Here is a 15,319-nt window from a genome sequence, read left to right on the forward strand (position 1 = left end):
TCGGTTCGCTCACTTGCAATCATTCAACTCGAACGTGACGCAGCCCACACGTGGTTCCCGCAATATTGCAGGAATCGTTGTACGCGGGAGACAGCACGACAACCGCACGACAACCGCCCACTAACTCTCGATCACCGAAAGCCGCAGGTCAACCCACTCGTCCCGCTCCCCGGGCAGCACATACCGGTCAACCTCGACGAACCCACGCGACTCGGCGAACCACAACCCGTCCCCATTGACCGCCAACACACACGTCTCCACCACCCCGGCCCCCAGCACGCGCGCGTACGCAAGCCCGTTCTCATACAGCACGCGCCCGATCCCCCGCCCCCGCCACTCGGGCAGCACCCGCGCGATCACGGTCACCGCACCCCCGTCCCGCTCAGCCGGCCGCACCGTCGAACACCCCACCAGCACCTCACCGACGTACGCGTTCTCCAGCCGATACCGCCCACTCCGCTCCCGCACCTCCTCCAGCGAAAGCGCCCCGGGCGGCACCACGACGTTGTGCACATGCCGCCACTGCTCCAGCATCCGCTCACCGTCGACAACCTCGATCCGCACCCCCTCCACAGGCCCGCGCCGCGCATACACCTCGATCTCGATCTTCATCCGAGCGTCCGCCAGCCCACACACCATCATCGTCGCGGCCGGCCGCACCTCCCCGAACACCCGCCGCAACACCGGCCAGCACGACTCGAAGTCCTCCCGCTCGGGCAGCAGATACCGCACCCGCACAACGTCGGCAAACGTGCACCCCGCCTCGGACAACGCCGCGCCTATGTTCCGCAGACACTGCTCGGCCTGCTCCACAACATCGTCCGAGATGGTCATGCTCGCGTAATCGAACCCGGTCGTCCCCGACACATGCACCCAGTCCCCATCGACAACGGCCCGCGCATACCCGATCCGCTCCTCGAACACCGACCCACTGAGAACTGCCCGCCGCTTTGTCATGCCCGCAACGCTAGACCGTCCCCATGAGGTAACGGCGGGCTCACCGCACAGCGCGACGCAAGCCGCGATAGCAGCAAGGTCGGCCATACGTTCGGGGAATTCGAGGGATCCGCACGAACAGGCGATTCCGTGCGCTTCTGGCACCCCTCGTGCGCGCTGGTCAATAGCGTGATCGCCACACGAGAAAGGAGGTCACTCGCTCCCCGACCGCAAGGTCGCCGAGTGACCAGCCCCAGTCATCGCGATCCGAAAGATCAGGGAGGTGCCACCGATGACTACGTTTCCTGCAGGCGAGCAGACCCACCAGGCTGTGCTTCCTCAGCAGCCTGCTCTGGAATCCGTGGGAGCAGACAACCCTGGGAGCAGGGACGAAACGGCTCACGGACACCCCGCCGCCGCGCGGGGCACCGGCAGGGAACATGGGCGAGGGGAGACCGGCGGGCAGGGCACCCGAGCCCGCCAGCGTCACGCCAAGAGCGCCGCCACGGTGGCGCAGGCGGCAGAGAACGGGAGCGGTGACACTCCCCCGCACAACAGCCCGCCGTACCAAGGCGGCATCGGCGCGAGCAGGGTTTTCGTGTTGTCGAAGGAGGGGCACCCCCTCATGCCCTGCCATCCCGCCCGCGCCCGTGAGCTACTTCGGAAGAGTCGAGCCGTGGTCGCCCGGCACGTGCCCTTCACCATCCGGCTGAAGGACCGCACACTCGCCGAGTCGGAGGTGGACGGCGTGCAGTTACGCATCGACCCCGGCTCCAAAGGCACCGGCCTCGTCCTCACCGACGAGAAGAAAGAAACCAGCGACAACGGCGCCATCGTTACCGTCCGACGCGGACTCGTCGCCGTCGAGCTCCAGCACCGCGCCGACCAGATCCGACACTGCATGCGACAACGCGCCGGCTACCGCCACAGACGCCGTTCGGCCAACTGCCGCTACCGCGCACCCCGCGCGAACAAACGGGCACACCCCGCAGGATGGCTGCCGCCCTCCCTGTGCCACCGCGTGGACACCACCCTCTCCCTGGCCAACCGCCTGTGCCGCTACGCGCCCGTCACCGAGATCCACCTGGAAGCCGTTGCCTTCGACACGCACTCCCTCAGCGCAGGCAGACAACTCAGAGGGGCCGAGTACGCCCAGGGAGCCCTCGCCGGAACCACAGCCCGCGCCTACCTACAGGCCAAGTGGGACAACGCCTGCGTCTACTGCGACGCCACGGGTGTTCCGTTGAACATCGACCATCTCCACCCCCGCAGCCGGGGAGGCACCAACCGCATCACCAACCTCGTCCTCGCCTGCGTCCCCTGCAACCAAGCCAAGGGCAACACCCCGGTCGAGATCTTCCTCGCCCACCGGCCCGACCGGCTGGCCAGGATCCTCCAGCAGGTCAGGAAGCCTCTCCACGACGCCGCCGCCATGAACGCGACCCGCTGGCAGCTCATCGACGCGCTGGACACCCTCGGCAAACCCGTCCACAGCTGGCCGGGCGGGCTGACCAAGGGAAACCGAAGCGCCATGGGGCTGGCCAAGACCCACACCTTGGACGCTCTGTCCGTGGGCCATCTGGACCACCAGGGCGGGGATGCGATCGTGCGATTCCCCAGCCAGGTCCTCGTCGCCAAGGCCACCGGACGCGGCTCGTACGCTCGCACGACCCCGGATCGCTACGGATTCCCGCGCCTGCGGCGAGCCCGTACCAAGCAGCACTTCGGGTACGTCACCGGGGACCTGGTGCAGGCCACCGTGCCGACCGGCAGGTGGGCAGGCACATGGACGGGACGCATCTCCGTTCGTGCCCGTGGACAGCACAGTCTCTCGACGCCGGTAGGACGGTTCAATGTCTCCCACTGGAATCTACGGCTACTGCAGCGCGGCGACGGTTACGCCTACGACCTGCGGCCGGAAACAGGGCCGTCAAGTTCCCGGAAAATCGGTTGATGAGGCCGCCAATCGGTTCTTAGGGTGTGGTCACCGATGAGAGGAGGTGGTTCGGAGCATGTATGCACACCGGACGTCGGAGGTGGCTGCGGGCTAGCGGCCCGCCACCACACGAAGTGCGGTGCCGGACCAGCGTGTGAGAAACACGCAGCCGGCCAATCCAACGCAGTCACCCGACCCGCGAGTCGCCGGTAACGTCCGGCCGGCTCCTCCTTGGAGGAACCAGGCTCGCGGGTCGTCTGCGTTTGCAGTGGGCCTGGGCTCAGTGGGCGATGTCCTCGTAGCCCTCGATGGCGCGCGGGTCGCGGGGGCCCGGGCCGATGTAGTGGGCGGAGGGGCGGACCAGGCGGCCGGTGCGCTTCTGTTCGAGGATGTGGGCCGACCAGCCTGCCGTGCGGGCGCAGGTGAACATCGATGTGAACATGTGGGCCGGGACCTCGGCGAAGTCGAGCATGATCGCTGCCCAGAATTCGACGTTCGTGGCCAGGACTCGGTCCGGGCGGCGGTTGTGGAGTTCCTCCAGGGCCGCCTTTTCCAGGGCCTCGGCGACCTCGAAGCGGGGCGCGCCCAGGTCGCGGGCCGTGCGGCGCAGGACTCGGGCTCGGGGGTCCTCGGCGCGGTAGACGCGGTGGCCGAAGCCCATGAGGCGTTCGCCCTTGTCCAGGGTCTTCTTGACGTAGGCCTCGGCGTCGCCGGTGCGTTCGATCTCCTCGATCATGTGCAGGACGCGGGAAGGGGCGCCGCCGTGGAGGGGGCCGCTCATGGCTCCTACGGCGCCGGAGAGCGCTGCCGCTACGTCCGCGCCGGTCGATGCGATGACGCGCGCCGTGAAGGTGGAGGCGTTCATGCCGTGTTCGGCGGCGCTGGTCCAGTAGGCGTCGACGGCCGCCACGTGCTTCGGGTCGGGCTCGCCGCGCCAGCGGATCATGAAGCGTTCGACGACGGACTGGGCCTTGTCGATCTCGCGCTGCGGGACCATGGGGCGGCCCTGGCCGCGGGCGGACTGGGCGACGTAGGAGAGGGCCATGACGGCGGCGCGGGCGAGGTCCTCGCGGGCTTGCTCGGCGTCGATGTCGAGGAGGGGTTTGAGGCCCCACACCGGTGCGAGCATGGCGAGGGCCGACTGGACGTCCACGCGGATGTCGCCGGAGTGCACGGGGATGGGGAAGGGCTCGGCGGGCGGCAGGCCGGGGTTGAAGGCGCCGTCGACGAGCAGGCCCCAGACGTTGCCGAACGAGACGTGACCGACCAGGTCCTCGATGTCGACGCCCCGGTACCTGAGGGCGCCGCCCTCCTTGTCCGGTTCGGCGATCTCCGTCTCGAACGCGACGACTCCCTCAAGTCCGGGTACGAAGTCGGACATCAGGCGGCTCCTCGGATGTGTACGGATGGGTACGAGGGTGTGGCGACCGTGTTTCGCGGTGGAAACGGGTGATCGCCCGGCGGATCCACGGTCTGTTGCGGACTCGCGGTCCCGGGCGGTCTTTGGGGTGATGCCCCGTGGCGCGCGCGGTCACCCAACCGGAACGGCATCTGCACGATATCCCCGAGTGCCACCCTTGGGGAGAGGTGACGGCACTCAGTGCCAGTCCGTGATGAACACCACCTTGCCTGGCGTGCGCCGCGTATACGGCAAGATGACCGCGTGACCGACGAAGATGCCGTCCCCGCACCGCCCGATCCCGCCGCGATGCGCAAGCACTACCGGGCGGAGGGGCTCTCCGAGACCGAGCTGGCCGCGACGCCGGTGGAGCAGTTCGCGCGCTGGTTCAAGCAGGCCGCGACGGAGGGCCGGCTGTTCGAGCCGAACGCCATGGTCGTGTCGACGGCGGACGCGGAGGGGCGGCCCAGTTCTCGTACGGTGCTGCTGAAGCACTTCGACGACGCGGGCTTCGTCTTCTACACCAACTACGACTCGCGCAAGGCCCGCGATCTCGCCGAGAATCCGTACGTCTCGTTGCTCTTTCCGTGGTACACGATGGCCCGTCAGGTGATCGTCACGGGCATCGCGCGGCGCACCGGCCGGGACGAGACGGCGGCGTACTTCCGTACCCGCCCGCACGGCTCCCAGCTCGGCGCCTGGGCGAGCGCCCAGTCCACGGTGATCGCCACCCGCGCCGATCTGGACGCCGCGTACGCGGAGCTGGCGGCCCGCTATCCGGAGGGCGAGCAGGTCCCGGTGCCGCCGAACTGGGGCGGTTTCCGGGTGGCTCCGCAGGCGGTTGAGTTCTGGCAGGGGCGGGAGAACCGGCTGCACGACCGGTTGCGGTATGTGGCGGAGCAGGACGGGAGCTGGCGGGTGGAGCGGCTCAGTCCGTGAGGCTCACTGAGGCTGCCGAGCTCAGCCCAGCGCCTCCTCCAGCAGTTTCGCCCACTGTGTCACCACGCGTTCGCGGCGCTGGCCGTCGTCGGTGAGGAGGTTGGCGAGGCCTAGGCCTCGGGCCATGTCCAGGAGGCCCTGGACCGTTTCCCGTGCGCCTGGTTTGGACTCGTCGGCGGCTAGGAGGTCGACGGCTATGCGGTGGGTTTCGCGGCCGACGCGGGCTTCGAGTTCGGTGACGCGGGGGCGGAGCTGGTCCTCGTTGGAGGCGGCTACCCAGAGGTGGAGGGCTGCCCGGAACAGGGGGCCCGTGTAGAGGTCGACCAGGGCGGAGATCACTGCTCTGCGGTCGGCCGTCGCGCCCTGCGGGAACAGGGCTCGCAGGGCGGTCGAGCGTTCCTCCGCTACGTACTCCACCGCCGCCGTGAACAGGTCTTCGCGGGTCGGGAAGTGGTGTTGGGCGGCGCCTCTGGAGACGCCGGCGCGTTCGGCGACGACGGTGACCGTGGAGCCTGCCCAGCCGTGTTCGGCGAGGCAGGCAACGGCGGCTTCGAGGAGGCGTTGCCGGGTGGCCCGGCTGCGGTCCTGTTTGGGCACGCGGTCGACGCGGTCCACGGCGGGCACGGCTGTAACGGCAGTCACCGTCGTGTTGACCGTGTTGACCGGGTTCACAGCACCCATGGAGGATCCCGTCGTTCGAGGAAGGCCGTCATGCCCTCGCGGGCGTCGCCAGAGGCGAACATCCGGGCCGAGAGGGCGGTCAGCTCCGCCGCGTCCCGGTCGAATGTCTGCAGCACCTTAGCCGTGAGCAGCCGTTTCGTCTCGGCCAGGGCCTGCGGGGAGGAGCGCCGCAGGCCGTCGAGGATGGGTTCGAGTACGGCGTCGGCGTCGTCGCCGGTCGCGGTGATGAGGCCGATCCGGGCCGCCTCGGCGGCGTCGAAGCGTTCGCCGGTGAGGTAGTGGCGGGCGAGGGCGCGCGGGTCGGTGCGGGGCAGCAGCGGGAGGGAGATGACCGCGGGGGCGACTCCGATGCGGACCTCCGTGAAGGCGAAGGTGGCCGTGCTGGACGCGGCCGCGATGTCGCAGGCCGCCAGCAGGCCGAGGCCGCCCGCGCGTACGTGTCCGGTGACGCGGGCGACGACCGGCTTGGGCAGCTCCACGATCTGGCGGAGGAGGGCCACCAGGGCGTCGGGGTCCGGTGGGTCGCGCAGGTCGGCGCCGGCGCTGAACGTGGTGCCGGTGTGGGTGAGGACGATCGCGCGGACGTCGCTGTCCTTGGCACTTTCAGCGAGCGCGTCGGCGAGTTCGCCGACCAGTGCGGCCGACAGGGCGTTGCGGTTGGCCGGGGAGTCGAGGGTGAGCGTTTCGACTCCCCGCGCGCGGGTGCGGCCGATCAGGGTCACGCGCCCTCCCGGAGGCGGCGGCGCAGTATCTTGCCGGAGGCGGCGCGGGGCACGCCTTCGATGAAGGTGACCTGGCGGACGCGTTTGTAGGGGGCGACGCGTTCGGCGACGTACATCATGATCTCGTTCTCGGTGAGGTCGGGCGCGGTCGGCTGGCGGACGACGTACGCGCGCGGGATTTCGTTTCCGTCCTCGTTGTAGACGCCGATGACGGCGGCGTCGGCGATGCCGGGGTGGGTGAGGAGCAGGGCCTCCAGTTCGGCGGGGGCCACCTGGAAGCCCTTGTACTTGATCAGTTCCTTGACGCGGTCCACGACGAACAGCCAGCCGTCGCCGTCGACGCAACCGACGTCCCCGGTGTGCAGCCAGCCCTCGGCGTCGATCATCGCGGCGGTGTCGTCGGGGCGGCCCAGGTAGCCCTTCATGACCTGGGGGCCGCGGATGAGGATCTCGCCCGCCTCGCCGGTGCCGAGGTCCTTGCCGGGGTCGTCGAGGGACACGATCCGCATCTCGGTGCCGGCGATGAGCCGGCCGACGGTCCCGGGCGGGGCGTCCGCCATGGCGTCCAGGGGGACGACGTGCGTGCCGGGGGACAGTTCCGTCATTCCGTACGCCTGGCCGAGCGGCGGCAGGTTCAGGCGGCGGGAGCAGGCGGCGGCGAGGTTGGCGTCCAGCGGGGCGGCGGCGCTGATGACGTACTTCAGGGACGACAGGTCGTAGCGCGTGACCGCCGGGTGTTTGGCGAGGGCGAGGACGATCGGCGGGGCGACGTACAGGCCGGTGATGCGGTGATTCTGGATGGCGGCGAGGAACTGCTCCAGGTCGAAGCGGGGCAGGACGACGACCGTGGCGCCCACTCTCAGGGGGGCGTTCATGAGGGCGGTGAGGCCGTAGATGTGGAAGAAGGGCAGTACGGCGAGGATGCGGTCGCCGGGGCCCGCGGTGATCGCCGGTTCGAGCTGGGCGAGGTTGGTGGCGATCTGGCGGTGGGTGAGCATCACGCCCTTGGGGGTGCCGGTGGTGCCCGAGGAGTACGGGAGGGCCGCCACGTCCGAGACGGGGTCGATGGCGATCCGCGGTTCGGGGGCGGCGGACGCCAGCATGTCGATGAGCGAGCGGTGTCCGGGCGCGCTGTCGCAGACGAAGATCTCCCTGACGCCGCCCGCGAGTTCGGCGGCCCTGCGGGCGATGTCCAGCAGCGGTGAGATGGTGACGATCCAGCGGGCGGCCGAGTCGCGCACCTGCTTGGCGAACTCCTCGGCCGTGGCGAGCGGGTGCACGGTGGTGACGGCGGCACCCGCGCGCGTGGCGGCGTAGAAGGCGATGGGGAAGGAGATCGTGTTGGGGCTGTGCAGGGCGAGTACGTCGCCCTTGCGCACGCCCGCCTCGGCGAGCGCGGCGGCGATCCGCCGGTGGAAGCGGTCCACCTGCTCGTAGGTGAGGGTGGTGCCGTCGGTGCCGTCGATGAGCGCGGGCGCGTCACCGAACTCGGCGGCCCGGCCCAGCACCGCCTCGTGGATGGGGAGTTCTACGGGTGGGACGTCTGCGTACTCGCTGCGGAACATGCGGTTCCTCCTCGCACAACGCCGTACTGGTTCAGTACGACTTGGGCAGGCCCAAGGTCTGGTGGGAGACGTAGTTGAGAATCATCTCCCGGCTCACCGGTGCGATACGAGCCACGCGCGCGGCCGTAATCAGTGAGGCGAGGCCGAACTCGCGCGTGAGGCCGTTGCCGCCGAGGGTGTGCACGGCCTGGTCGACGGCCTTCACACAGGCCTCGCCCGCCGCGTACTTGGCCATGTTGGCGGCCTCGCCCGCGCCGACGTCGTCCCCCGCGTCGTACAGGTGCGCCGCCTTCTGCATCATCAGGCGGGCGAGTTCCAGGTCGATGTGCGCCTGGGCGAGAGGGTGGGCGATGGCCTGGTGGGCGCCGATGGGGGTGTTCCATACGGTGCGGTCTCGGGCGTACGCAATCGCTTGCGCGAGCGCGTAGCGGCCCATGCCTATCGCGAACGCGGCCGTCATGATGCGTTCGGGGTTGAGGCCGGCGAAGAGTTGCAGCAGGCCTGCGTCCTCGTCGCCGACGAGTGCGTCGGCGGGCAGGCGTACGTCGTCCAGGACCAGCTCGAACTGCTTCTCCGCGGCGTTGAGTTCCATGTCGATGGGGCGGCGGGTGAAGCCGGGTGCGTCGCGCGGGACGATGAACAGGCAGGGCTTGAGGCGGCCGGTGCGGGCGTCTTCGGTGCGGCCGACGATGAGGGTCGCGTCCGCTATGTCTACGCCGGAGATGAAGACTTTGCGGCCGGTCAGGAGCCAGTCGGGGCCGTCTTTGCGGGCCGTTGTGGTGATGCGGTGGCTGTTGGATCCGGCGTCGGGTTCGGTGATGCCGAAGGCCATGGTGCGGGTGCCTTCGGCGAGGGGCGGGAGCCACTCGCGCTTCTGGGCGTCGGTGCCGAAGCGGGCGATGACCGTGCCGCAGATGGCTGGGGAGACGACGAGCATGAGGAGGGGGCAGCCTGCGGCGCCTAGTTCTTCGAGGACTATGGAGAGTTCTGTGATGCCGCCGCCTCCGCCGCCGTACTCCTCGGGGAGGTTGACGCCTAGGTAGCCGAGTTTTCCGGCCTCGGTCCAGAGGTCTTCTCGGTTGTAGTTGCGGCCGTGGCGCTTGCCCAGGGTGGCTACTGCGGATCGTAGGGCCTTGTGTTCTTCGGGTTCGATCGTGGGGGTCATGGTTGTCCTCCGGGTGCGGGTTTGTGGGTGGCTGGTCGCGCAGTTCCCCGCGCCCCTAGGGGGTTGCAGTCACGACCGCCAGCAAGGTGCCGACCTGCACCTGTTGGCCCAGTGCGGCGTGCAGGGCTGTGAGCGTGCCTGTGGTCGGGGCTGAGATCTGGTGTTGCATCTTCATTGCCTCCAGCCATACGAGGGGCTCTCCGGCCCTCACCGGCGCTCCTACGGCCAAGCCCTCGGCCACTCGGACCACCGTTCCCGGCATGGGGGCCAGGAGGGAGCCCGGGGCGTGCTCGGTCGTCGGGGTGGGGAAGCGGGGCAGGGCTGTGAGTGCTGTGTTGCCTACGTAGAGCTGGTCGCCATAGCAAGCGATCTCGAACTTCCGTTGGACACCCTCTATTTCGAGTACGACCAGACCCGCGTCCGCGTGCACAACCCGGACCCCCTCCGCCCTGAGGCCCTCCCGCGTCTGCCAGTACTGGGCCTCGTATTCCTCGCCCGCCATCGCGTAGCGCTTGCTCTGGGGCTGGGAGGGAACGTTGCGCCAGGCGCCGAAGCGGCTGCGGGTGTGGGCGTCGGAGAGGGCGGCGGCGAGTGGGACGTACGGGTCGGGGGCGGGCTCGGTCAGCTCGCCCAGGTGCCGGTCGTAGAAGCCCGTGTCCATGCGGGCCGTCGTGAACTCCTTGTGGCGCAGGGAGCGGACCAGGAGGTCACGGTTGGTGGTCGGGCCGTGGAGTGTCGTGCGCTGAAGGGCTCCGGCCAGTTTGCGGATGGCCTCCGCGCGCGTGGGGGCGTGGGCGATGAGCTTGGCGAGCATGGGGTCGTAGTGGACGCCGATCTCGTCGCCGTCGGTGTAGCCCGTGTCCAGGCGGATGCCTTCGGGGGCGGTGAGGCGGTGCAGGGTGCCGGTTTGCGGGGCCCAGTCCTGGGACGGGTCCTCGGCGTAGAGGCGGGCCTCTATGGCGTGGCCCCGCGCGCGGGGCGGGTCGGCTTCCAGGGTGTGACCCTCGGCGACACGGAGTTGGAGGGCCACCAGGTCGATGTCGAAGATGGCTTCCGTGACGGGGTGTTCCACCTGGAGGCGGGTGTTCATCTCCAGGAAGTGCGCCTTGTCGTCGGCGACGAGGAACTCGACCGTGCCTGCGCCGGTGTAGCCGACGGCGCGGGCGGCTCGTACGGCCGTCTCGTGGAGGGATTCGGTGAGTTCAAGTTTCAAACCCGGTGCGGGGGCCTCCTCGATGACCTTCTGATGGCGGCGCTGGAGGGAGCAGTCGCGGGTGCCGAGCGCCCACACCGTGCCGTGGGTGTCGGCGAGGACCTGTACCTCGACGTGCCGGCCGGCCTCGATGTACGGCTCGACGAACACCTCGTCGTCGCCGAAGGCGGCGAGCGCCTCCGCGCGGGCGGCCGCAAGCTCGGCGTCCAGGTCCTGCAGACGCCGTACGATCCGCATTCCGCGTCCGCCGCCGCCCGCGGCCGCCTTCACCAGCACCGGGAGGTCGGCCTCGGTGACGTCCTGGAGGGGCGTGAGCCCCAGCAGCTGCTTCGCGCGCGTCTTGGACGCCATCGCCTCGATGGCCTCCGGCGGCGGGCCGATCCACAGCAGCCCCGCGTCGATCACCGCGCGCGCGAAGTCGGCGTTCTCGGAGAGGAAGCCGTAGCCGGGGTGCACCGCGTCGGCGCCGGACGCGAGCGCGGCCTTGACGATCAGGTCGCCGCGCAGATACGTCTCGGCGGGCGCCGCCCCCGGCAGCCGTACCGCGGCGTCGGCCACGCGCGCGTGGAGGGCGTTCGCGTCGGCGTCCGAGTGCACGGCGACCGTTCGGATTCCCAACTCACGGCAGGTGCGGAAGATCCGGCAGGCGATCTCGCCCCGGTTGGCGACAAGAACGGAAGTAATCACTGGGCCTCACATCCGGAAGACGCCGAAGCCGCCGCGCACGCCCTCGTAGGGGGCGGTGTGGAGGGCGGACAGGCACAGGCCGAGGACGGTTCGGGTGTCGCGCGGGTCGATGACGCCGTCGTCGTAGAGGCGCCCGGACAGGAACATCGGCAGCGACTCGGACTCGATCTGCTGCTCGACCATCGCGCGCAGGGCGGCGTCCGCCTCCTCGTCGTACGGCTGTCCCTTCGCGGCGGCGGACTGGCGGGCGACGATGGACAGCACGCCCGCGAGCTGCTGCGGGCCCATGACGGCGGACTTGGCGCTGGGCCAGGCGAAGAGGAAGCGGGGGTCGTAGGCGCGGCCGCACATGCCGTAGTGGCCGGCGCCGTAGGAGGCGCCCATGAGGACGGAGAGGTGCGGGACGCGCGAATTGGAGACCGCGTTGATCATCATCGCGCCGTGCTTGATGATGCCGCCCTGCTCGTACTGGCTGCCCACCATGTAGCCGGTGGTGTTGTGCAGGAACAGCAGTGGGATGTCGCGCTGGTTGGCGAGCTGGATGAACTGGGCCGCCTTCTGCGACTCCGCGCTGAACAGCACCCCTTGGGCGTTGGCCAGGATGCCCACCGGGTAGCCGTGCAGGGTCGCCCAGCCGGTCGCCAGACTGGTTCCGTACAGCGGCTTGAACTCGTCGAAGTCGGAGGCGTCGACGATCCGGGCGATGACCTCGCGCGGGTCGAAGGGCACTTTCAGATCGCCGGGAACGATGCCCAGCAGCTCGTCGGCGTCATACTTCGGCGGCTCCGCGGGACCGGGTTCCGGATACGCCTTGCGGTGGTTGAGCCGGGCCACCACTCGCCGCGCCTGCCGCAGCGCGTCCCGCTCGTCGACGGCGAAGTAGTCCGCGAGGCCCGACACGCGCGCGTGCATGTCGGCGCCGCCCAGGGACTCGTCGTCGCTCTCCTCGCCGGTGGCCATCTTCACCAGGGGCGGGCCGCCGAGGAACACCTTCGCGCGCTCCTTGATCATGATCACGTGATCGGACATGCCGGGGATGTACGCGCCACCGGCCGTGGAGTTCCCGAAGACGACGGCGACGGTCGGGATCCCGGCGGCCGAGAGACGGGTGATGTCCCGGAAGATGGCTCCGCCCGGGATGAAGATCTCCTTCTGCGAGGGCAGATCCGCGCCGCCCGACTCGACCAGGCTGATGCAGGGCAGGCGGTTGGCGAGGGCGATGTCGTTCGCGCGCAGGGCCTTCTTCAGGCTCCACGGGTTGCTCGCGCCGCCCCGGACGGTCGGGTCGTTGGCGGTGATCAGGCACTCGACGCCCTCGACGACCCCGATGCCGGTGACGAGGGAGGCGCCGACGGTGTAGTCGCTGCCCCAGGCGGCCAGCGGGGACAGTTCCAGGAAGGGCGTGTCGGGGTCGAGGAGCAGTTCGATGCGCTCGCGGGCGAGGAGCTTGCCGCGCTTCCTGTGCCTGGCCACGTACTTCTCGCCGCCGCCCGCGAGGGCCTTGGCGTGCTCGGCGTCCAGTTCGGCGAGCTTGGCGAGCATGGCCTCGCGGTTGGCCGTGTAGTCGGGGCCGTTGGTGTCCAGAGTGGAGCTGATGACCGTCACAGCAGGGCCTCCGGGATGTCCAGGTGGCGGGAGCGCAGCCATTCGCCGAGGGCCTTGGCCTGCGGGTCGAAGCGGGCCTGCGCGGCGACGCCCTGGCCGAGGATGCCTTCGACGACGAAGTTGAGGGCGCGAAGGTTGGGCAGGACGTGGCGGGTGACATTCAATTCGCGGCACTCGGGCAGGAGTTGCTGGAATCTGTCGGCCGTCAGCTCGTGTGCGAGCCACCGCCAGGCTTCGTCCGTACGGGCCCACACCCCGACATTGGCGTTCCCGCCCTTGTCGCCGCTGCGGGCACCGGCGACGAGGCCGAGGGGGGCGCGCCTTCTGGGTCCGTCCGGCAGCGGCTCGGGCAGGGGAGGCTCCGGTACGACGTCGAGTACGACGGTGTCGTGGGGCGGAACCACAGGGATACGGCGTCCGTCGTGGAGGACCGCCATATGTGGGACGACGCCATGGGGGACGTACACATCCTCGAAGACCCCATACGGGGTGCCCTTTCCGGGTGGCGCCAGCACATGGAAGCCGGGGTAGCTGGCGAGTGCCAGTTCGACGGCGGCCGCGCTGAGGGTGCGGCCGACGGTCTCCTGGTCGGGGTCGCGCACGACGAGGCGGAGCAGGGCGCTGGCCGTCTCCTCGGTGTCGGCGTCGGGGCGGTCGGTGCGGACGAGATCCCAACGGATCTCGGCGGGCGGTGACTTGTCGAGCGCGTCCGCCATTTGCTGCCGTACCAGCGCGGCCTTTGCCTCGATGTCGAGGCCGGTGAGGACGAAGGTGACCTCGTTGCGGAAGCCGCCGAGGCGGTTCAGGCCGACCTTGAGGGTCGGGGGCGGGGCCTCTCCTCGTACGCCCTCGATACGGACGCGGTCGGGGGCCTCCTGGGTGAGGCGGACGGTGTCGAGGCGGGCGGTGACGTCGGGGCCCGGGTAGCGGGGGCCGCCGGTCTCGTAGAGGAGCTGGGCGGTGACCGTGCCGATGTCGACGAAACCGCCGGTGCCGGGGTGTTTGGTGATGACGGAGGTGCCGTCGGGGTGCAGTTCGGCGAGGGGGAAGCCGGGGCGGCGGAGGTCGGCCTGGCGCTCGTGGAAGAAGGAGTAGTTGCCGCCGGTGGCCTGGGTGCCGCACTCCAGGACGTGACCGGCGACGACGGCGCCCGCGAGGCGGTCGTACTCCCCCGGCTGCCAGCCGAAGTGCGCGGCGGCGGGCCCGGTGACCAGGGCCGCGTCCGTCACCCGCCCGGTGACGACGATGTCGGCGCCCTCCCTCAGACAGGCGGCGATGCCGAAACCGCCGAGGTAGGCGTGGGCGGCGAGGCTGCCGGGGTGGGCGGCGGTGAGGTCGTCGCCCTCGACGTGCGCGACGCGGACGGGGATGCCGAGTCGGTCGGCCAACTGCCGTACGGCGTCGGCGAGTCCGGCCGGGTTGAGGCCGCCCGCGTTGGTGACGACGCGGACGCCCCGGTCGTGGGCGAGGCCGAGGCACTCCTCCAGCTGGCGCAGGAAGGTGCGGGCGTAACCGGCCGTGGGGTCCTTCAGGCGGTCCCGGGCCAGGATGAGCATGGTCAGCTCAGCGAGGTAGTCGCCGGTGAGGACGTCGAGTTCGCCGCCGGTGAGCATCTCGCGCAGGGCGTCGAAGCGGTCGCCGTAGAAGCCGGAGGCGTTGCCTATGCGCAGCGTCACCGGGCGTCCCCCTGCGGCGGGCGGCCACTGCCGGGCGGGCCCGCGAAGGCCTGCGCGATGTCCAGCCAGCGGTCGGCGTCGGGACCCTCGGCGCGTACGGCGAGGTCGTCGCGGTGGGCGCGCTGGGTGACCAGGAGGGCGAAGTCGACGGCGAGGCCGGTGACGCGCTGGGCGGCGCCTTCGGGGCCGTACGTCCACAACTCACCCGAGGGGCTGGTCAGTTCCACGCGAAACTCCTCGCCCGGCGCCGGCAGGCCGTGCACGCCGAAGGCGAAGTCGCGGGCGCGGACCCCGATGCGGACCACATGCTTCAGCCGGTCGGTGGGTGGGCGGACCACACCCAGGGCGTCGGCGATGTCCTGGCCGTGGGCCCAGGTCTCCATGATCCGGCCGGTGGCCATGGCGGCGGCGGACATAGGCGGGCCGTACCAGGGGAAACGCGCGCCGCGCGGGGCCGTGCGCAGCGCCGTGTCGAGGGCGGTACGTCCTTCCCGCCACGTCGCCAGCAGCTCACTCGGCGCGAGCCGGGCGCCCTCCTCGGCGCCCTCGTCGACGAAGGAGTCCGGCGCGGCGAGGGCCTTCTCGGCCAGCGTCCGGAACGCGTCGGCGTCCGTGACGGCGAGGAGGGCAGACCGGTCGGTCCAGGCGAGGTGAGCGATCTGGTGGGCGATGGTCCATCGGGGCGCGGGGGTGGGGAGCGCCCACTGGTCCGGTTCCAAATCTGCGACGAGCCGGTCGAGTTCGTCGCTTTCGGCACGCAGGTCGTCGAAGACGGGGGTCGGGTCGGCCATGGGG

The 15,319-nt window shown here is 70.3% G+C and carries 12 protein-coding genes; 2 read left to right on the forward strand and 10 right to left on the reverse strand.

Going from position 1 to position 15,319, the window contains the following annotated elements:
* Positions 1 to 120 precede the first annotated feature (120 nt).
* Positions 121 to 1,044, reverse strand: a complete 924-nt coding sequence (locus SSP24_RS31525; protein ID WP_229864917.1) for a GNAT family N-acetyltransferase — start codon at positions 1,042 to 1,044, stop codon at positions 121 to 123.
* A gap of 490 nt (positions 1,045 to 1,534) precedes the next feature.
* Here SSP24_RS31525 and iscB point away from each other — a divergent pair, with 490 nt between their 5' ends.
* On the forward strand, positions 1,535 to 2,890 hold the full coding sequence (gene iscB, locus SSP24_RS31530; protein ID WP_280527090.1) for an RNA-guided endonuclease IscB: 1,356 nt from the start codon (positions 1,535 to 1,537) through the stop codon (positions 2,888 to 2,890).
* A gap of 262 nt (positions 2,891 to 3,152) precedes the next feature.
* Here iscB and SSP24_RS31535 read toward each other — a convergent pair whose 3' ends face one another.
* A complete protein-coding gene (locus SSP24_RS31535; RefSeq protein WP_141313386.1) occupies positions 3,153 to 4,253 on the reverse strand; it encodes a citrate synthase 2 in 1,101 nt (366 codons plus the stop codon).
* Between the two features lie 282 nt (positions 4,254 to 4,535).
* On the opposite strand from SSP24_RS31535, the gene pdxH reads away from it, so the two are divergent.
* Positions 4,536 to 5,210 carry a pyridoxamine 5'-phosphate oxidase gene (gene pdxH / locus SSP24_RS31540; protein ID WP_141313387.1) on the forward strand — a complete coding sequence of 225 codons (675 nt, stop codon included), beginning with the start codon at positions 4,536 to 4,538 and terminating at the stop codon, positions 5,208 to 5,210.
* Between the two features lie 21 nt (positions 5,211 to 5,231).
* Here pdxH and SSP24_RS31545 read toward each other — a convergent pair whose 3' ends face one another.
* Genes SSP24_RS31545 through SSP24_RS31580 form a run of 8 tightly spaced genes read right to left on the reverse strand, consistent with a single transcriptional unit; the run spans position 5,232 to position 15,315 of the window.
* Positions 5,232 to 5,891 (reverse strand): TetR/AcrR family transcriptional regulator, encoded by a 660-nt coding sequence (locus SSP24_RS31545; RefSeq protein ID WP_229864915.1) that lies wholly within the window; start codon positions 5,889 to 5,891, stop codon positions 5,232 to 5,234.
* Positions 5,879 to 6,613 (reverse strand): enoyl-CoA hydratase family protein, encoded by a 735-nt coding sequence (locus SSP24_RS31550; RefSeq protein WP_141313388.1) that lies wholly within the window; start codon positions 6,611 to 6,613, stop codon positions 5,879 to 5,881. Before SSP24_RS31550 ends, SSP24_RS31545 begins: the two co-directional genes overlap by 13 nt.
* Positions 6,610 to 8,178 (reverse strand): 4-coumarate--CoA ligase family protein, encoded by a 1,569-nt coding sequence (locus SSP24_RS31555; RefSeq protein ID WP_141313389.1) that lies wholly within the window; start codon positions 8,176 to 8,178, stop codon positions 6,610 to 6,612. The genes SSP24_RS31550 and SSP24_RS31555 overlap by 4 nt, the downstream gene beginning before the upstream one ends.
* Positions 8,179 to 8,209: 31 nt before the next feature.
* Complete coding sequence (locus tag SSP24_RS31560; protein WP_141313390.1) at positions 8,210 to 9,343, reverse strand: acyl-CoA dehydrogenase family protein; 1,134 nt, start codon at positions 9,341 to 9,343, stop codon at positions 8,210 to 8,212.
* Positions 9,344 to 9,398: 55 nt separating this feature from the next.
* Entirely contained in the window at positions 9,399 to 11,243 is a 1,845-nt protein-coding gene (locus SSP24_RS31565) for an acetyl/propionyl/methylcrotonyl-CoA carboxylase subunit alpha (protein WP_141313391.1), read from the reverse strand.
* Positions 11,244 to 11,249: 6 nt separating this feature from the next.
* The gene (locus tag SSP24_RS31570; protein WP_373306672.1) at positions 11,250 to 12,890 is read right to left on the reverse strand and encodes an acyl-CoA carboxylase subunit beta; all 1,641 of its coding nucleotides are present in this window, start codon (positions 12,888 to 12,890) and stop codon (positions 11,250 to 11,252) included.
* On the reverse strand, positions 12,845 to 14,524 hold the full coding sequence (locus SSP24_RS31575) for an acyclic terpene utilization AtuA family protein (protein ID WP_141313393.1): 1,680 nt from the start codon (positions 14,522 to 14,524) through the stop codon (positions 12,845 to 12,847). Before SSP24_RS31575 ends, SSP24_RS31570 begins: the two co-directional genes overlap by 46 nt.
* A complete protein-coding gene (locus SSP24_RS31580; protein ID WP_141313394.1) occupies positions 14,521 to 15,315 on the reverse strand; it encodes a TIGR03084 family metal-binding protein in 795 nt (264 codons plus the stop codon). The genes SSP24_RS31575 and SSP24_RS31580 overlap by 4 nt, the downstream gene beginning before the upstream one ends.
* Positions 15,316 to 15,319 lie beyond the last annotated feature (4 nt).

The sequence above is a fragment of the Streptomyces spinoverrucosus genome (assembly GCF_006539505.1).
Classification (GTDB): domain Bacteria; phylum Actinomycetota; class Actinomycetes; order Streptomycetales; family Streptomycetaceae; genus Streptomyces; species Streptomyces spinoverrucosus.